This is a genomic window from Lentimicrobium sp. S6, assembly GCF_013166635.1.
Classification (GTDB): Bacteria; Bacteroidota; Bacteroidia; order Bacteroidales; family UBA12170; genus UBA12170.
The window spans coordinates 49,031-68,849 of sequence record NZ_JABKBZ010000006.1; the positions used below are offsets into that span (position 1 = coordinate 49,031).

Annotated in this window: 13 protein-coding genes; 9 read left to right on the forward strand and 4 right to left on the reverse strand. The window is 35.2% G+C overall.

The window, feature by feature from the left end; all coding sequences use genetic code 11:
• The first annotated feature begins 9 nt into the window (after nt 1–9).
• From tig to HNS40_RS03950, 4 genes are all read left to right on the forward strand, one after another.
• Entirely contained in the window at nt 10–1,380 is a 1,371-nt protein-coding gene (gene tig, locus HNS40_RS03935; protein WP_172277893.1) for a trigger factor, read from the forward strand.
• Between the two features lie 12 nt (nt 1,381–1,392).
• Entirely contained in the window at nt 1,393–2,058 is a 666-nt protein-coding gene (gene clpP, locus HNS40_RS03940) for an ATP-dependent Clp endopeptidase proteolytic subunit ClpP (protein WP_172277895.1), read from the forward strand.
• Nucleotides 2,059–2,066: 8 nt separating this feature from the next.
• The gene (clpX, locus tag HNS40_RS03945) at nt 2,067–3,308 is read left to right on the forward strand and encodes an ATP-dependent Clp protease ATP-binding subunit ClpX (RefSeq protein WP_172277897.1); all 1,242 of its coding nucleotides are present in this window, start codon (nt 2,067–2,069) and stop codon (nt 3,306–3,308) included.
• Nucleotides 3,309–3,405: 97 nt separating this feature from the next.
• Nucleotides 3,406–3,981: a DUF4294 domain-containing protein gene (locus tag HNS40_RS03950; protein WP_172277899.1), complete on the forward strand. Its 576-nt coding sequence runs from the start codon at nt 3,406–3,408 to the stop codon at nt 3,979–3,981.
• Nucleotide 3,982: 1 nt separating this feature from the next.
• Here HNS40_RS03950 and HNS40_RS03955 read toward each other — a convergent pair whose 3' ends face one another.
• Nucleotides 3,983–5,647, reverse strand: a complete 1,665-nt coding sequence (locus HNS40_RS03955; RefSeq protein ID WP_172277901.1) for a response regulator — start codon at nt 5,645–5,647, stop codon at nt 3,983–3,985.
• A 418-nt stretch (nt 5,648–6,065) separates the two neighbouring features.
• Here HNS40_RS03955 and ppdK point away from each other — a divergent pair, with 418 nt between their 5' ends.
• The 3 genes from ppdK to yidC all read left to right on the forward strand — a co-directional run bounded on the left by ppdK (nt 6,066) and on the right by yidC (nt 12,595).
• Nucleotides 6,066–9,005 (forward strand): pyruvate, phosphate dikinase, encoded by a 2,940-nt coding sequence (gene ppdK / locus HNS40_RS03960; protein ID WP_172277904.1) that lies wholly within the window; start codon nt 6,066–6,068, stop codon nt 9,003–9,005.
• Between the two features lie 189 nt (nt 9,006–9,194).
• A complete protein-coding gene (locus tag HNS40_RS03965; RefSeq protein ID WP_172277906.1) occupies nt 9,195–10,520 on the forward strand; it encodes a hypothetical protein in 1,326 nt (441 codons plus the stop codon).
• A gap of 140 nt (nt 10,521–10,660) precedes the next feature.
• Nucleotides 10,661–12,595 (forward strand): membrane protein insertase YidC, encoded by a 1,935-nt coding sequence (gene yidC / locus HNS40_RS03970; RefSeq protein WP_172277908.1) that lies wholly within the window; start codon nt 10,661–10,663, stop codon nt 12,593–12,595.
• 210 nt (nt 12,596–12,805) lie between these two features.
• Here the strand turns inward: yidC and HNS40_RS03975 are convergent, their stop codons facing one another.
• A complete protein-coding gene (locus HNS40_RS03975) occupies nt 12,806–13,438 on the reverse strand; it encodes a flavin reductase family protein (protein ID WP_172277910.1) in 633 nt (210 codons plus the stop codon).
• A gap of 58 nt (nt 13,439–13,496) precedes the next feature.
• Between HNS40_RS03975 and HNS40_RS03980 the strand changes: the two genes are divergently transcribed.
• Nucleotides 13,497–14,339 (forward strand): histidinol-phosphatase, encoded by an 843-nt coding sequence (locus HNS40_RS03980; RefSeq protein ID WP_172277912.1) that lies wholly within the window; start codon nt 13,497–13,499, stop codon nt 14,337–14,339.
• A 9-nt stretch (nt 14,340–14,348) separates the two neighbouring features.
• Nucleotides 14,349–15,728, forward strand: coding sequence for a bifunctional type I 3-dehydroquinate dehydratase/shikimate dehydrogenase (locus HNS40_RS03985; RefSeq protein WP_172277914.1), 1,380 nt, complete (start codon nt 14,349–14,351; stop codon nt 15,726–15,728).
• Between the two features lie 92 nt (nt 15,729–15,820).
• Here the strand turns inward: HNS40_RS03985 and HNS40_RS03990 are convergent, their stop codons facing one another.
• Both HNS40_RS03990 and HNS40_RS03995 read right to left on the reverse strand, forming a co-directional pair.
• Complete coding sequence (locus tag HNS40_RS03990; protein ID WP_172277916.1) at nt 15,821–17,296, reverse strand: ATP-binding protein; 1,476 nt, start codon at nt 17,294–17,296, stop codon at nt 15,821–15,823.
• Between the two features lie 2 nt (nt 17,297–17,298).
• Nucleotides 17,299–19,803 (reverse strand): acyl-CoA reductase, encoded by a 2,505-nt coding sequence (locus tag HNS40_RS03995; protein ID WP_172277918.1) that lies wholly within the window; start codon nt 19,801–19,803, stop codon nt 17,299–17,301.
• Nucleotides 19,804–19,819: the final 16 nt, after the last annotated feature.

Sequence of the window (19,819 nt, forward strand, 5' to 3'; positions counted from 1 at the left end):
AGAAAATTCATGAATATCTCAAGAGAAAACACAGGAGATTTGACAGCAGTTCTTAAAGTAGAAATTGCAGAGCTTGACTACGCAGAGAACGTAAAAAAAGCATTAGGTGACTTAAGAAAAAAAGCCAATATCCCTGGGTTTAGAGCCGGAAAAGTTCCTTTTGGCGTTGTGAATAAAATGTATGGCAAATCAGTTTTGGCAGATGAGGTTAACAAAATGTTGGGCGAATCATTGAACAATTACATTACTGAGAACAAACTAAATATTTTAGGACAACCCCTTCCAAGTGTTGACCAAAAGGACGAAATCAATTTTGATACTCAAAAAGATTTTGTTTTTCATTTTGATATTGGTTTTTCTCCTGAAATCAATTTAGAGTTAAACAAAGACATACATGTTGGGTACAGTGAAATTGAGGTAGCAGATAACATGGTGGATGATTATATGACAGATATTCGCGAGCGTTTTGGCGAACAAACTCATCCAGAAAATGTAGAGGAAAACAGTAAAATTACAGCTTCATTTAAACAATTAGATGAAGAAGGAAATGCAATAGAAGGCGGAATAGCTTCTGAAGATGCTACATTTGCTGTAGAAGATATTAAACTTAAAACCATCACTAAATTATTAGTTGGAAAAGCTGTTGGCGAAACAGTAAAGTTAGACCCCATGAGAGCTCTTAAAGATGCCAACAAGGTTGCAGCTATGCTTAAAGTTGCTAAATTAATGGTTGAAGATTTAAAAGCAGAATTTGAAGTTGAAATAAAAGAAATAGTTAATATTACTCCTGCTGAACTTAACGAGGAATTATTTAAAAAAGCATATCCTAGTGCAGAGCTTAAAACTGAAGAAGATTTAAGAAACCGCATTAAAGAAGATGCTTCAAAGCAATTTGCAGGTGAAAGTGACAAACTATTCATGGGAAAAGCTGTGGATGTTTTGATAGAAAAAGCTGGCATGAAATTACCAGATGAGTTCATGAAGCGTTGGATTTTAGAAAACAACGAAGGTGAGCTTACTGCAGAACAATTAGAAGTTCAGTATGACAGCTATGCTAATTCTTTGAAATGGCAAATCCTTCAGAACAAACTCATTACAGACAATAATCTACAGGTTAGTGAGGAGGAAATAAGAAATCATGTTAGAGGTTTCATTAGTGGTCAATATTTTGGCGGAATGGAACAAAACGAAGCTTTCGAAAGCTCATTGAATGGTATTGTTGATAATGTCTTGAAAAATCAAGATGAAGTAAAGAAAATCTACGATCAACTTTACGACAATAAAATTTTGAATCTATTTAAAGAATCATTATCTTTAGATATAGAAACCATGCCTCTTGAAGACTTCATTAAAAAAGCTAGTGAAGTTCCTCAGGCATAAAAACCAACGAGAATGAATCCAAACGAATTTAGAAAATATGCCACTGGCCATATGGGTATTAGCAGCCTAACCATGGATCGCTATACTTCAATGGTTCAGAATTATATCTCTCCTACTATTATTGAGGAGCGCCAATTAAATGTTGCCCAAATGGATGTTTTTTCCAGGTTAATGATGGATAGAATCATCTTTTTAGGTGTCCCTATTGACGATTATGTATCTAATATTATTCAAGCTCAACTTCTATTTCTAGAAAGTGCCGATGCTGAAAAAGATATACAGATATACTTAAACACCCCTGGGGGATCAGTTTATGCTGGATTAGGTATTTATGATACCATGCAATATATCCAACCTCAAGTAGCTACTATCTGTACAGGCATGGCTGCTAGTATGGGAGCTGTACTATTATGTGCAGGTGAAAAAGGCAAGAGAACAGCCTTAAAGCATAGTAGAGTTCTTATTCATCAGCCAATGGGTGGTGCACAAGGACAAGCTAGCGATATAGAAATCACAGCTAAAGAAATCCTGAAACTTAAGAAAGAACTTTACCAAATCATCAGCAGTCATAGCGGTCAAACCATTAAGAAAATAGAAAAAGATGGCGACCGAGATTACTGGCTAACTTCAGCGGAAGCCAAGGAATATGGTATGATTGATGAAATTTTGGGAAGGTAGTTTTTATTATGGGAAAGAAAGAAAAAACAGAAGAGAAGTGCTCATTCTGTGGAAGACCAAAAGAAGAAACTAGTATTCTTATTGCTGGATTCTCAGGTCATATTTGCGATAGTTGTGTTGAACAGGCACATATTATAGTTAAGGAGGAAGTAAAAGGAGACCACAATGGTATTCCTACTGAAGAAATACCTACTCCTAAAGAAATCAAAGGGTTTCTTGATGAATATGTCATTGGTCAGGACGAAGCAAAGAAAATCCTTTCGGTAGCGGTTTATAATCACTATAAGAGAATAGGTCAGCCCGAAAGCAAGAAGTACAAAGATGTTGAGATTGAAAAATCAAACATCGTGCTGGTAGGCGAAACAGGAACAGGAAAAACACTTTTAGCTAGAACTATTGCCAAAATCCTTAAAGTTCCATTTGCCATTGTTGATGCAACAGTATTAACTGAAGCTGGTTATGTTGGAGAAGATGTAGAAAGCATCCTATCAAAATTACTACAAGCCGCTGATTACGATGTAGCTTCTACCGAAAAAGGCATCATCTTTATTGATGAGTTGGACAAAATTGCTCGCAAGAGTGATAACCCTTCTATCACTAGAGATGTATCTGGCGAAGGAGTTCAACAAGCCTTGCTAAAATTACTCGAAGGAACAGATGTGAACGTTCCTCCACAAGGTGGTCGTAAACACCCTGAGCAGAAAATGGTAAAAATCAACACTCGAAACATCTTATTTATTGCCGGAGGTGCCTTCAATGGAATCGAACGTCATATTGGCTCTCGATTAAGGACCAATATGCTGGGCTACGGTGCTAAAAAAGGGAAAGAGCAAATTGATATGAAAAACCTTTTACAGTACGTTTCTCCAACAGATTTAAAGAAGTTTGGTCTTATTCCTGAAATTATTGGAAGAATGCCAATACTTACTTATTTAAATCCTTTGGATAAAGATGCACTGAAAAGAATTCTTACTGAACCCAAAAATGCCTTGACTAAACAGTTCGGTAAACTTTTTGAGATGGATGACATTGAACTTAGTTTTGCCCAAGATGCTATAGAATATATAGTTGACAAAGCCATTGAGTTCAAAATTGGAGCTCGTGGTTTGCGTTCTATTATTGAAGCAATAATGACAGAGGCCATGTTTGAAGCTCCATCTTCAAAAGACAAAAGCAAACTTAAAATCACAAAAAAGTATGCTGAAGACATGCTGAATGAAAATGGAATAAGTAAACATAAAGTGGCCTAAAAATCATTTTACACTATCAAAAAGCTGCTTTTAACACGAAAGCAGCTTTTTTTATGGTATAAAATTTGATTAGTTTTGTTTTCAATTAATAATAATTATGATTCGAGCTATCATTATTATCGTTCTCAGCATTGGATACTCTCATTTGTTTTCTCAAACAAATGGAGTTATTCCTGCATATATTGAAAATGGAGATACCATATACGTGGAGTTTCTGAATGAAGTTGAAGTCAAAGCTCCATTGGTTTTCGATAGTAAAAGAAATGCTAAACGATATAGTAGAGTCGTTCGATATGTAAAAAAGGTATATCCTTATGCAAAAGTAGCTGGAATAAAAATGAGAGAATACGAAGCCATACTCGAAAAAACAGATAAGAAACGAGATCGAAAAAAGATTATGCGTCGAGCCGAGCAAGAATTAAAAGAGGAGTTTGAAAATGAATTGAAGCAACTCACCTATATGCAAGGCGAAATCTTATTAAAACTCATTGATAGAGAAACTAACACATCGGGTTATGAATTGGTAAAAGATATGAGAGGAGGTTTTAAGGCCACATTCTACCAAAGTTCTGCCAGATTATTTGGCTTCAATTTAAAAGATCGTTACGACCCAGAAGGACGAGATAAAGAGTTAGAATATATTGTTCAGTTAATAGAGCAAGGCAAGCTTTAAGTTATTGCTTCAAAATATTAGACAGCTCAGCAAAATTAAATGGTTTACGCAGCATACCATTCATTCCAACTTTATAACATTTAGTCTTTATACCCTCAAAATCTTCAGCTGTTAATGCAATAATTCTAACTTCCGATTTCTTTGGATTGTTTTTCTCGATGTTCCTAATCTCCGTTGCAACTTCGAAACCATCCATACCCGGCATCTTAATATCGAGAAGAATGAGATCATAATCCTTAACTCTATATTTAGCTATGGCTGTTTTACCTTCTCGTGCTACTTCTACCTCATGACCTATTCGGTCTAAACTGACTTTAGCTACTTTTTCATTTATCAGGTTATCTTCAACTAATAGAATCCTCAGTTTAGAATCCTTTGAACCCTTTGATGTGATTAGTATATCTTTCTTATACTTTGCAGGAATAACAGCTCCAATTTCATTGGCCAGATGCGACAAGACAATTGGTTTGTTTAGATAACCTGAATAGCCTGCCTCACGCAAAGTTTCTTTATGATAAAGGTTTGCTGAGGCTGATATTAAAATAATTTCAGCTCTATTTAAGGGTCTCATTCCTTTCAACCTTCTAATCTCCATCCTATCTGTAACTTCCTGAAAATGTCTTTCTAGTAATATCAAATCAAAAACATCACTAATCTTATTATTCTCCATATACTCAATAACCTCACCAGTACTTGTAAAAGCTAAGACTTCTATACTTAAGGTTTGTAGGTATTCTTTGAGTATCTTTCTGCTAATTTCATGTTTTTCAATAACTATGGCTTTCAATCCGCTAAAAGTAATTCCAGAATTACTATGACTAAAAGCCATCTTGTTTGTGGTTTTCACAAATAGGGCAGTAAACCAAAAATTACTTCCCTTACCCTCCTCACTCTTGAATCCCATTTCACCACCCATCAGTTCACTCATTCGCTTAGAAACTGCCAAACTTAATCCAGGGCCATTATAATCGAGGAATCGCTTTTTGTCTATTTTGGTTACCGTATTATAAAGCGCTTCTTGCTTAACAGGACTCATTCCCATACCAGTATCTTCTACTCTAAACTTTAAAGTCACCGTATCTAGTTGACTCGATTCTGTTTCCACATAGATAACTATTTCACCTTTTACAGTATAGTTTACAGCATTCCTTACAAAATTCAGTAGAATCTCTTTAAGTCTAACAGGATCCCCCAACATCAATTCAGGAATCCCAGGTTCAAGATAAACAACCAATTCAATCTCTTTCTCTTTAATCTCCGGTTGAACATACTCTGCAACACCGTGTACAATATCATTAATATTAAATGGTACTTCATCCAAGTCTATGGTATCTGAAGCCAAACGAGCTCTATCAAGAAGAGAATTAACTGCTGTTAATAGGTTACTTCCACTGGTATTAAGATCCACCAAATATTCATCCTGTTCTTTATCTAGTTTTGTTTTCTTCAATAAATCTACTAAACCCAAAATACCATTCATTGGAGTTCTAATCTCATGAGAAATGGAAGACCAAAATTCCATTTTAGTAGAATTTACACTTTTTAAGATTTGATCTTTCTCCTCTTGAAGTTGCTTGATTTTCCTATATTGAAATAGCAAATAGACGATCAAAATCGTAATTAAAACGATTAAAAATATGGCTAAAACATTAATATTCGTTATCATAGAAATGGTTTTTAAAAGTACATCAAGATACAAATAATCAACTCATAGAACAATTCAAAGATTGCTACTTTTCAACACATAAATATGAATAAACCAATAAAACAATATGCTTAAAAAAGTTCACCGAACAATATTTCTTGGCTTAAACACACAAATCAACTGACTATTTCCTTCTCTCTAAACATGAAATTCGGTGTTTTTTTCATCCACCAATAGAACAAGTAGTGGTGTTTATTAGTAATGATAACAATAGAATCAAAAAGAAATGAAATAAGAACACAAAAAACCACCGCAATCGTTTGAAATTCAGTAATCGAAAATATCATTTGCCTTATGAAATTTTAACGCAAATGAAAGCATAAATTTTGTAAATTTGCAGTCCTAAAAACGAAATTTATATATTTTAAAATACATAATAATGGGTAAAGAAAAAAATCAAAAAAACGTTTATCTCTGGGGAGATAAAAAAGCCGATGGTGATGCTACCATGAAAAACCTATTAGGTGGTAAAGGTGCTAACCTTTGCGAAATGAATTTAATTGGTGTTCCAGTTCCTCCTGGTTTCACTATTACTACCGAAGTTTGTACCCTTTATAACGACAAAGGTCGTGATTACGTAGTTAGTCTAATCAAAGAAGAAGTTGAGACTGCTGTTAAAGCAGTAGAAGAAATGATGGGTACAAAATTTGGTGACAAAGAAAACCCATGTTTACTTTCAGTTCGTTCTGGAGCTCGTGCTTCTATGCCAGGAATGATGGATACAGTTTTAAACCTAGGTTTGAACGATGCTGCTGTTGAAGGTATCGCAAAAAAATCTGGAAACGATCGTTTTGCTTGGGATTCTTACCGTCGTTTCGTACAAATGTACGGTGACGTAGTTATGGGAATGAAACCTGAATCTAAAGAAGACATCGATCCTTTCGAAGAAATTATTGAAGCTATTAAGGAAGAAAAAGGCGTTGAAGACGATAAAGACTTAAGCGTTGACGATTTGAGAGAAATGGTTAAGCGTTTCAAAGCTGCCGTTAAAGCTCAAACTGGTCAAGATTTTCCAGATGATCCATGGGAACAACTATGGGGTTCTGTAATGGCTGTTTTTGATAGCTGGATGACAAAAAGAGCTATCTACTATAGAAAATTAAATGATATTCCTGCTGAATGGGGAACTGCTGTTAACGTTCAGGCCATGGTATTTGGTAACATGGGTGCTAATTCAGCTACTGGTGTTGCCTTTACAAGAGATGCTGGTACAGGTGAAAACCTTTTCAACGGCGAGTACTTAATTGATGCTCAAGGTGAAGATGTTGTTGCTGGTATCCGTACTCCTCAGCAAATTACAAAAGAAGGTTCAATGAGATGGGCTGTTCTTGCTAGTGTTTCTGAAGAAGACAGAGCTGCTAACTTCCCTTCATTAGAAGAAGCAATGCCTGTAATTTATAAGGAACTAGATGAGTTGCAAAACAAACTAGAACAACATTATAAAGACATGCAGGATCTTGAGTTCACCGTACAAGATGGTAAACTTTGGATGCTACAAACAAGAAATGGAAAACGTACTGGTGCAGCTATGGTTAAAATTGCCATGGACAAGCTTAAAGAAGGTATGATTTCTGAAAAAGAAGCTTTATTAGAAGTTGAAGCTAACAAATTAGATGAGTTACTTCACCCTGTATTTGACAAAGATGCTCTTGCTAGCGGAACTGTTGTTACCAAAGGTTTACCAGCTTCTCCTGGCGCTTCTACTGGACAGATTGTTTTCTTTGCTGACGAATGTGAAAAATATGAAAACGCTGTTTTAGTTAGAATTGAAACTTCTCCTGAAGATCTTGAAGGAATGAATGTTGCCAATGGTATTTTAACTGCTCGTGGTGGTATGACATCTCACGCTGCTGTTGTTGCTCGTGGTATGGGTAAATGTTGTGTTTCTGGCGCTGGTAGTCTTCGTATCGACTATAAGAAGAGAACTATGACTGTTGATGGTAAAGTTTTCAAGGAAGGAGACTGGTTGTCATTAAACGGAACAACAGGTGAAATCTTAGAAGGAAAAATTGCTACTATCAAGCCTGAGTTGAGTGGTGATTTTGGTGAGTTAATGAAATTAGCTGACAAACATTCTGTAATGTTAGTTAGAACTAATGCAGAAACTCCTAACGACTCTAAAGTAGCTCGTGACTTTGGTGCACAAGGAATTGGTCTTTGCCGTACAGAACATATGTTCTTCGAAGGTGATAAGATTAAAGCTATGCGTGAGATGATTCTTTCAGAAGATGAAGCAGGTAGAAGAGAAGCTCTTGCTAAATTATTACCACTTCAAAGAGAAGATTTCGAAGGTATTTTCCAAGCGATGCACGATCTTCCTGTAACTGTTCGTTTACTCGACCCACCATTGCATGAGTTTATTCCTCACGAGGAAGAAAACCAAAAAGAGATGGCTGACGAAATGGGACTTACTGTTGAAGATATCAAACAAAAAGTTGAAGATCTTCACGAATTCAACCCCATGTTAGGTCACCGTGGTTGTCGATTAGGAAATACCTATCCTGAAATTACAGAAATGCAAACTCGTGCTATCATCGAAGCTGCTTTAAACCTAAAAGCTAAAGGAATTACTGCTAAACCAGAAATTATGATTCCTCTTATCGGTACTAAAGCTGAATTGAAGATGCAAGAAGAGATTGTGAGATCTATTGCTGAAAAAGTATTCGAAGAAAGAAATGATAGAATCGATTATTTAGTTGGAACTATGATTGAAATTCCTAGAGCTGCTTTAACTGCTGACGAAATTGCTGAAACTGCAGAATTCTTCTCTTTCGGAACTAATGACTTAACTCAGATGACTTTTGGTTATTCAAGAGATGATGCTGGTAAATTCTTACCTGTTTATCTTGACAAAGGAATTCTTGATGCAGATCCATTCCAAGTTATTGACCAAACAGGTGTTGGTAGCCTAATGAAGATTGCTGTTGAAAAAGGTAGAAAAACTCGTCCAAATATCAAGATTGGTATTTGTGGAGAGCATGGTGGAGAGCCAAGTTCTGTTGAGTTCTGTAATACTTTAGGATTCGGTTATGTTTCTTGTTCTCCTTTCCGTGTACCAATCGCTCGTTTAGCTGCTGCTCATGCTAACATTAAGCAAGGTGCTTGGGATGCTGACGCTACAAAAGAAGCTCTAAAAGGTAGTGCCAAAAATATTGGTAATGCTGTTAGTGCTGAGTTTGATGTTGTTGAAAAAGAAGCGAAGAAAGTGGCAAAGAAAGCTCGTAAAGAAGCTGAAAAAGAGTTGAAAAACTTAAAATCAGAAGCTAAAAAAATCATCAGCAAATTCGAAGATGAAATTAAAAATTTGAAGAAGAAATAATTCTTAGAGTTTTTATCTAAATAATAAACCGTCTCTATTTTAGGGACGGTTTTTTTATGCCTCTTTTATAATGCAAACAAAGCAACTAGAAGAATAATTTCAAGTCATTAGAAATAATATCCTTCTGTTTTTAAAACTTTGGTACGATATTGGTTAGTCTATTAACATAATCATCAGAAAAAAAAGCTCATGAAAACTCGAATCATATCTTTTATCATTTTAAGCAGCGTATTTGTTCTTCTTTTTGCTTCATGTAGAAAAGATGACAGACCAGCTCAATTATATACAGATAGTCAAGAAATCATTTTTAAAAAGAATGAAACTATTCAATTCTTTGGAATCACAAATATGGGAAATGCTACCATGGATTACCAAGTATCAACAAACGACGATTTCTTGAGCGTTAGCCCATCATCTGGCAGCATTGGATTTAATCAATTGGCAAAAATACAAGTAAATGCAGAAACTTCAGGGTTAGATTATGGTTTGCATACTGGTTCCATAAACATACAAAGTAATGGTGGAAGTAGTTTTGTAGAAGTAACCATATTAAATCCCTATCCAGATCCACCAGCTCTTTGGTGGGATATAGACTATATAAAAATAGCAGCTAATTCTGATAGAGATTACATTACCATTAGCAATGATGGCGAAGGTATGTTAGAATATAATTTGACTACCTCATCAAGCTGGATGAGCTTTTCTCAAAACTCTGGAAACCTTTCCCCAGGACAAGAAGATAGAGTTTGGGTGATTGCTGACAGATCTGGATTGTCGAATGATTTATATTCTGGTGTGGTGAACATTACCTCAAACGGTGGAGATGCCAGTGTTGAGGTAGATATGGAAGTTGGGGTATATTCAGTAAGCTTCTTTAATCCAACTTATACTATTATTGATATAAAAGTTCCAGGTTTCGAATGGCTTCAAATTCCAGTTTTAGATAGAATTAATTATATATTCCCATCAAATCCGGGAGCAATAACCTATCAAGCCGAAACTAAAGGTGAAACAGTAAACTTCCAACAATTGGGTCTTACTTTAACTTGGCAAGAAACAATAAATCTCAGCAATGAAGACTCCCCAGTCTTTTATTTAAATATCAGTGAAGACTTCTTCTTCTTAAGTGCACAGAATTATGGAGCACATGATTTAAACAATTGGAGTATTAATTATGACACTGAATACCAATTCGACGAAGATGTAAATATTCCAAACGATGGATATGAATACTACTTTGGATATTACGACGCCCTAAATAATTCCAATGTGTATGCAAGTATAGTAGGCACTAATACGGATGCCTATTGGGAACAAGGAAAAGAGTTTAATTTCCCATGGACTTTGAACCAAGGAATATTGGTAGAAAGTGATTTAAAAAAATCAGGTATTATTTCAAACAGAGATTTCAAGAAAAAACATGAAACTCCAGAAACATTAAACATAAAATCTCAAACACAAAAAAATATCAGAACTCGTCATGCACAATCATTAGAGAATACGACTCGTAAGTAATTGTCTTAACACATATCATCAATATAGCCGGAAGTAATCATAATTCTTTCGGCTATTTTTTTGCTTAAATCCCTAACATTTTTACGTTATGTCAATCAAATAGAAAAACGTACATTTGCACCCTAAAATGAAAATGCAACATGGATAGAAATTCAATCATAGGTTTAGTATTAATATTTGCCATCTTTTTTGGCTTTTCTTGGTGGAACGCTCCATCAGAAGAAGAAAAACTAGCCTATCAAAACAGAATGGATTCTATAGCTTTAGTTAAAACTGAACTTCGCTATCAGGACTCTATAAATCGAGTACAGTATAATCAGGAAAACCAAATTAATCCTACTCAACTTGAGGATACTCAAGTAATTGATAATGGTGTAGTTCAAGAGCAATTACAACAGAAATTTGGGGCTTTTGCTAATTCCTCAGTTGGGGAGAATCAAATCATCAATGTAGAAAATGAAGTGATGAAACTCGACTTCCAGTCATTGGGAGGTAGAGTGAGACAAGCTGAGTTAATAAATTATCAAACCAACGACAGCCTTCCTTTAGTTCTATTCAAAGGCGATACTGCCACATTTGGATTTGTGTTTTCTGCTGCCAATCGTCTAATACACACTCAAGATCATAATTTTCAAGCATTTATTGATGGCAGACCTTACCAAGGACAAAAAGTTGAAGTTTCTGGTGACGATAGTGTAACTATAAGTATGCGCTTATTTCCCGATGCCAATCAAGGATATAATCAACACCAATATATTGAGTATGCTTATACCATCTATGGAAACAAATACATGTATTCCTTCAATGTAAGAATGAAGAACATGGAAACTTTGGTGGATAGTAGAAGTGGATATATAGACTTCAACTGGAGTGCCAATGTTAGAAATCAAGAAAAAATTGTAGACCGCTTTAATGGTTCTGCTATTTATTATAAATACTTTCAGGATGATGTAGATTGGCTTTCTGACAATGAAGAAGAAGCAGAAAAATTAGCCAGTAAGGTAAAGTGGGTCAGTTTTAAACAACGATTCTTTAGTCTTAGTATTATTGCTGACAAGGCTTTCATGAATGGCGAGATCAATCAGTATTATATGCCATCAAACGATCCTAAATATGAAATGACCATGTCTACTGTTCTTGGTATTCCGGTGAGTAATACTAGGGATATGGATTTTGGTATGCAGATTTATATGGGTCCCAATGAGTTTAAGAGATTAAAGTCATTTGACCTTGAACTTGAAAAGCAAATCCCAATTGGATGGAGTTTCTTCTTATTGGCATGGATTAATGAATACATTGTAATTAATGTATTCGACTGGTTAGGTCACTGGGGATGGAATTATGGAATCGTCATTTTAGTTCTTACGCTTTTATTGAAACTGGTACTATTCCCAATCGCATACAAAACCTATACCTCCTCTGCAAAGATGAGAGTCTTAAAACCAGAGATAGATGAGATAAACGAGAAGTTTAAAGACAAAGATGCGGTCAAGAAACAACAGGCCACCATGGATCTTTACAAAAAAGCGGGGGTAAATCCTCTAGCGGGTTGTGTTCCTATGCTATTGCAAATGCCTATCTTATTTGCAATTTTCCGTTTCTTCCCTTCCTCTATTGAGTTAAGACAGAAATCTTTCCTTTGGGCTCACGATTTATCTTCTTATGATAGTATTTTAGATCTCCCCTTCGAAATCCCATTCTATGGTGATCACGTAAGTCTATTTACATTATTAATGACTATATCTACTTTGATTTACACCAAAGTAAATAATGATATGATGGGGACTGGCTCTAATCAAATGCCAGGTATGAAAACCATGATGTATATGATGCCTATTATGTTCTTAGGAATGTTTAACAGCTATGCATCTGGTTTGAGTTATTACTATTTCTTAGCTAATATGTTCACCTTCCTCCAAATGTACTTAATTAGAATGACCATTAATGAGGATAAAATACATGCACAATTACAAGCCAATAAGAAAAAGCCTGTTAAGAAGTCTAAATTCCAACAAAAGATGGAAGATATGGCCAAACAAAGAGGTTTAGATCCTAAACAAATGAAGAAGAAATAATACTTATTTCTAAATATATAAAAGCCTCCTCTAATTCGTTTTAGAGGAGGCTTTCTTAGTATTTGCAAAAAGCGCCAATCTCTTCGTCTTTTTTGCTTTCAAATCCAGTCATTTACTATTGTAAACTCCCGAATTTAAAACCTGCAAAAACTTCGACCTTGAAGCCTTTTGCACAATACTACCTATTCTACCAATTATTTGTGCTAATAATTATTTTCGCCTATTATAGTTCACCTGAGGCTGTTTCTTTTTAGCCTTTTCGCTCATCACCGAGAAACCAAATTTACCAAGATGATCGCCTAGTTCATAATAATGGCCATGAGAGTAGACGAGTGGATTTGCTCTGAATAGCTCAAAACTGCCACTTCTTTTATCTAAATATTTCTCATCTGCCTGTATATTGACTACTTCAGCTACAAACATATCATGGGTACCCAGTTCTCTTATTTCAGTGACCTTACATTCAATATTTACAGGAGACTCCACTATAATAGGTGCATTTACTTTTTCTCCTTTTCTAGGGGTCAGCTTCATGGATTTAAATTTATCATAGTCTTTTCCACTTTTAACACCACACCAATCTGTTTGAAAAGCCAAATCTTTATTGGTTAAGTTGATTACAAATTCTTTAGTTCTAGAAACTATTTCATGTGAATGTCTATTCTTCCTAATGGAAGCATATAACATGGGAGGGTTGGTATTCAAAGTCCCGGTCCAAGCGATGGTAATGATATTATAATTATCCTTGTGATCACCACAACTCAGCATTACAGCAGGAATGGGATAAACCATAGTTCCAGGCTCCCACTGTAACTTTCCATTTTTTATAATCTGTTCTTCCATTTTTCGTATTTTCGGTCAAAGTTAAGCAAATCCTTTTTACTTCTAAAATATGATAAATATGACTTCTCCTTTTCCATATAATTACCATAGCCACTCCAAGTATTGTGATGGCGCTCATCAATTAGAAGATTATATTATCGCCTGTATTGATAAAGGATACCAATCTTATGGATTCAGCTCCCATGCTCCTATTCCTGGGGGAAGCGTTTGGAATATGAAGGCTGAAATGCTCGAAGGATATTTGAAAGAAGTAGATCGCCTTAAAGAAAAATACAACAGTCGAATTGAAATCTTTAAAAGCCTTGAAGTGGATTTTATTGATGAGGTTCAAGGTCCTTCCTCCTATGCACATTTATTAGATTATACAGTGGGAAGTATTCACTTTATAGGCAAAGGCCCAATATCTGAATTATTTGAAATGGATGGCCCATACTCAAAATTTCTTGATGGTTTAGCCAAACATTACGATAATAATTTGAGAGCTGCTATGGAACATTATTTTGAATTGAGTACAAAAATGATTCTAAACGATGCTCCTGATGTAATTGGTCATCCAGATAAAATAATCAGCCACGCCTTAAAAAATGACCCCACAATTTTATCCAAAAAATGGTATGGAGACCTATTGGAAGATTTTGCAAATACATTGGAGCAATCAGATGTGATTGTTGAAATCAATACTAAAGGACTGAAATTATCACAACAACCTACTACTTACCCACACCTCTCCTTTTTGAACATCCTCAAGAATAAAAATATAAAATTCCAGATGAATGCAGATGTTCACAAGTTGTCAGATATTGACCTTGGATATCAAAATACCTTAGAACTGATTCGACGTTTAGGAATAAAGGAATTATGGATACGAGAAAATGAGGAATGGAAAGCAAAAAGTATCTAGATTTGCAGCATGAGGAACAGAAGTTTAGATGGAAGAGTTTGTGAAAGCTTTTTTACAGATGATTTGAGTGCAGCTATAGATGTTGTTGAGAAAATCAAAAGTTTGGGAGAATTACGATTCGACTTGAGTCAACTAAGAATTGATGATATCGAACCCATTAAAAGCAGTACAGATAATGCACTAATTTTCACGTGTCGTGGCGGAAATTTTTCTGATGATATTCAATTAGAAGCCTATTTAAAGGCCATAGAATCAAACTATAGTTATATTGACATCGATCTTGAACATGATGGAACATTGCTCCCTTCTCTTTATGCTCCTCTTTCTCAATCATCTTGTCAACTCATTCTCTCTTACCATAATTATAATGAGACTCCATCTCCAAAAATACTAGATGAGAGGATTTCTAAAATGGCATCCTCTAAAGCCGATTTAATAAAGATTGCCACACTGCTTCATAGTCCAGATGATATTGATACACTAATTAAGACTCAGAATTCTCATCAAAATATCATTTGTCTTGGCATGGGTGAATTAGCAACTGAAAGTAGAATAAAAAGTATTCTAAATGGAGGAGCCTTTACTTTTACAGCTTATGATTTAAGTAAATCAACTGCTAAAGGTCAATTAGATTATGATGGTTTTCAAAAGGCCTATATGAATTATAGAGGAGGGAAATCAATAAAATTAGCCGTTTTAGGAAATCCAATCGCTCATTCAAAAAGTCCTGTTTTGTTTAAAGAATTCTTTGAGGAGAATGGGATAAATGGAGTTTACGAGAAAATTGAGCTAGAGCAAATTGAAGAATTAAAGGAGCTACAGCATCTTTATGATGGCTTTAATGTAACTGCTCCGTTTAAACTAAACATCATTCCATTTCTTAATGAATTATCGGATTCGGCAAAAAGCATAGGAGCCGTAAATACCGTGTTCAAAAAAGAGATGCAATGGTATGGAGACAATACTGATTATCTTGGGATTTTGAATTCCATTAAGGAAGTAATCGCTGTCTCAGAAATTCAAAATTGTTTAATCATTGGTGCAGGTGGTGCAGCTAGAGCAGCAGCCTTTGCCATGAATTCTATTGATGTAAATACTACTATCCTTAATCGCACCTACTCTAAAGCCAAAAGTCTTGCTGAAGATTTTTCAATGAATTCCAAAGAAAACATCAATATTGAAGAGTTTCATCTCATAATAAATACTGTTCCGAGTCCTTTCAGCTTAATTCAAACTTCACATCTACAAAACCATCATATCATCTTGGATGCTATTTATCCAAATTCTCAATTTATCCCTTTCCAAAAAGAAAAAGAATTTACACTTATCTCAGGAGAAAAATGGTTATTTCATCAAGCAAAAGCAGCTTATGACATTTTCATATCATAATTATTCACGCTAATTCTTTAAATAGATTTTAATATTTAGCGGTAATTTTTCATATTCAGCTTTCTATTTTATTAACTAAGACTAAAAAATTTCTAAATTCTATTCTTTTCATATTCAGCCTCTACATAATTTGCCAACACCTGACCAAAATCAGAAGCAATTTGTAAACTAGCAAAATGATAATCCTGATTATTTAAATATTGTAAAACCAAATTCATCCTATTTTCTTTATGCATGATTCCTGCGAAGAAAAATCCTTTACTTTCAAAATAAGAGGTATATTTTTCAGTATGATAATCTGCCAAATCTAAGAATAGATAAATAGATTCATATCGAGCGTTTTTTAATTTTTGTAGGTTCTCTTCAAATACCTGCTTTATATCTCTACCTATATGATTAAGCACAATATTTGAAACTTTAAATACATCATCATTAGAAACCTCCAAGTTAGAATAGGTATGATTGCTATCAAAAGAAAAAAGAGGATGTTTAGCAATAACAGCATTCAATCCCAATTGCTTCGAAATAGCCAGAACCATTTTCTTATGATGCTTTGGAACATAGAAAGTCACCTTTTCAGGTTGGTTCAGAACTCGAAACGCAATCATTAAACTTTCTCTTTGCTTTTCCTCCACCTCTATGCTTTCAAAACCTAAAACTGGAGCCCTTGAAACCAATAAAGCAGTATCTAATAATTGCATCTTATGACAAGCCTTTTGTGAATAAGGATGAGAACAAACCGCCATAGCAAAAACACCAAACAATTTCATGCTAGCTGCAACATCATCAATTAAATAAGTCCATAGCTTTTGCATACAACCATAACCGCGATACATAGGGTCGGTGAAAGCAATACCTATTTCAGCAGTTTTAGAACTAGAGTCAGACAAGACCAAAGCTGTATGTGAAATGATTTTATTATCATCTCCAAGGATACCAACTGCTGAAAACATGTGTTTACGTTCTATTTCCTTCTGTACCTTCTTAGGAATGTAGATTAATTCATATGGATAGCTGTAATGGTAGGCAATGTATGCGAGCTTTGAGATGGCATTGGATTCTTCCTTGTCTAATAAACGAACAGAAATATCCTTATGGGTTTCATGTTCTAATTCTTCTTGGAGAATAGAATGTTCATCGGTTTCTGAAATTTGCTTCTTTGGTTTCAAATGCTTTTCAAAGATGGTTTCATTCCCAGCAAACCCTTTCGCCTCAAAACTCACCACATTCATATATTGATGAAGCATTTTCCTGACCATACCAAAACCTTGTTGATCATGATCATCACAAGATTGAATCTTCTCGACATCCATTGGAATACCATGATCGTTGATTGTAATTCTCAAACCTTCTGTAATGTGCTCCAAGTGCACAATGATCTCGTCCACTTGTTCTTCCAAATAAAAACACTTTATGATTTGTTTCAAAACCTCCTCCGTGATTTGGGTAATTTTATTAGCATCCCTCCTCCTAAAACCAACAAGGTGCGCATACTCTTTTATGGAGGCAGAACTAATAGAAATACTCTCTACAGCATTTGGAATATGTATTTTCACTTCCCTCAACATGATTACAAAGTTCTTTTATCAATAATCCTTTTTAATTTTCCAGTGGTGGACACTTGCTCAAATTGCTCTTCGTCAATAAAATCAACTTTTAAATCTATCAGAACTTGATTCTCATTCACTACATCAATGGTTGGAAATGCCCTTCTAATAGCATTTAGAACATCAGTTTCTTTCAATTTATATTTCTGTTCTATCCTCATCAATATGGATTGAGGGCCATCATCTGCAACATCAAGAACAAGTTGCAATTGTCCAGCATAATGAAACTCCTTCTCCAAAACCGCCACAAATTCATTATAATTAAATAGTGGTCCCATCTTGAAAATATCGCCAAAACGACCTAATAATTCAAAGCGAGGTGCTTTTCTTCCACAAGGACAATCTCCTTCAATCCACCTACCCAAATCGCCAATTTCGTATCTATTAAGGTTCTGTCCTTTTCTGTATTTGGAAGTAAAAATCAATCTTCCTACCTCCCCTTTTTCAACAGGTTTTAAACTATCTAATTCGAGTATTTCTAAATATTGAGTCTGGGTGAGCAAGTGATGCACACTTCCTTGCGTATGAGAACAAGCATAGCCCAAAGGTCCAGCATCATTACTACCATAGACAGCGGATTTAAACATTTCTATTCCGAAAGCTTTCTGATACTTTATACATTGCTCTTCGGGCCAATGTTCGCCTCCATAGAATATTTTTTCCAAACCTCCATAAGCTTTCAGTTCTTCAAAAGAATGCTCAAACAGCTGCGATAAGTAAAACGGCATTCCCAAAAGGGTATCAATTTTATTATCTATTATACTTTCGGTTAATTGATCAAAATCGGGGATAGCGGTGATAGGAAATTGCTTGGCTTGGAGAAATTCCAAAATACTCCAAAAGCTAATGAATCCACCGTACATATGCCCTGAATAAAACAGATTGGCACATCTATCCGTTTCAGGATTTAAGCCCGCCGAAAACAAGGCTTCAGCACCTGCTTTCATTTGCACATGATAATCATCATAGGTGTAAACTGCCTTTTTAGGCTTACCTGTAGTACCACCACTTTTGAAAAATAATTGAGCATTTTCTTCTGAAATATGATGGGCTAAATAATCCTCTTTGGTAGTCACAGCTGTATTTGTTGAAAAAGGCAATACATCTTGAGTTTTTAATTCAGAAAAGTCACTAATATCCTTTGTTAATTCCTCTGCCATTAAGCTTATTCTTCGGGAATATCTTTGTAAGGCATACACTCCATCATGTGGCTGCCCTGCATATCCATTGAGCATCTTACCTGGAGGCATGACTCTTGTTACTCCAGCTTGAAACAATTTGGTAGACAAGTCATACAATTCTTCTCTCTGACATGCCAATCCAGCCGATTGCAAATAGGTTCTAAATGGTTCTAGAACAGAAACTATTTTATTCGAGGACAAAGGTTTCACCCAAATAGTACGGTATAAAGGAGAGGGACGTAATGAGGATTTATAATCAACAATAATTCTCCAAATATGATCATTTGATTCTATCACTTTTGATTCACCTAGAGCTTCAGAAGTACGAGCGACTTGAGTAATTCCAGAAATTTCAGCACTCTCTTGTATGCTTGGATTCTTTTGCGGAAAAGTATTGGAAACCTGTTCTAAAATCTCAGAAAAATGATTGGCAAATTCATCCAGTTCTGTTTGATCATCAGTATCTAAATACAAACACTGTGGACTGGAGCAGGCTTGCTGTTCAATCACACAGATATCATAAGCAATGGCCTCTAAACTTGGTCTATCATCTTTTTTACTTTTCGCCACATAACTAAAACTAATCTTATGCCCCCAATCAATAATTCTAACAGATGGAGCAGCCATTTTCTTAACAGCAGCAACAGACTCTTCTCCTCCCCAAGCTGCAATTCCGTTGGCAACTTGATATAATTTCCCTAAAAGCACCTCCTCTTTTGATGAGATTTGAAAAGCATAAACAAATGATTTAAGATGTCCTGTTCCATCAGCATCCACTAATGCTTTTAAAACCAATTGAGGGAAATTCCCATTTTTGCTGGAGTTTTTCAAGAGATTTATATTTCCGGACATTAGGCCTTCCAATACACTAAGTGGTGCAACGGTGGCAGCATTTCCTGGAACAATATGAACAAGAGCACCCAGAGGAGCCCAAGCTTCGAACACGTTGGTCTTAAAATCAAAACGCTTTGGAATAAACGGTTCTAAACTTCCTAATTCTCTGATATATTTCTTCTTTAAATCGTCTTGATTAAAGAAATTTGCAATCACGGATATGGTTTGCTGAGCAGCTTGTTCAGTCTGACCAGACAGCATTAAGGAAGCCATCCATTCTTGAGGCACTTCCTTTTCAATATCTGATTTTACTTTTTCTGCTGCTTTTAATAATACTAGTGGATTAAATTTAATAGATAAATCTTGAGATATGACCTCCTCTAATCTATTCAATGAAGTGGCTAATTCTGATTCAGAAATCCATTCTCCTCTATATAAATGTTCTTTTTTCATTGTTTTTCCTCTTGAA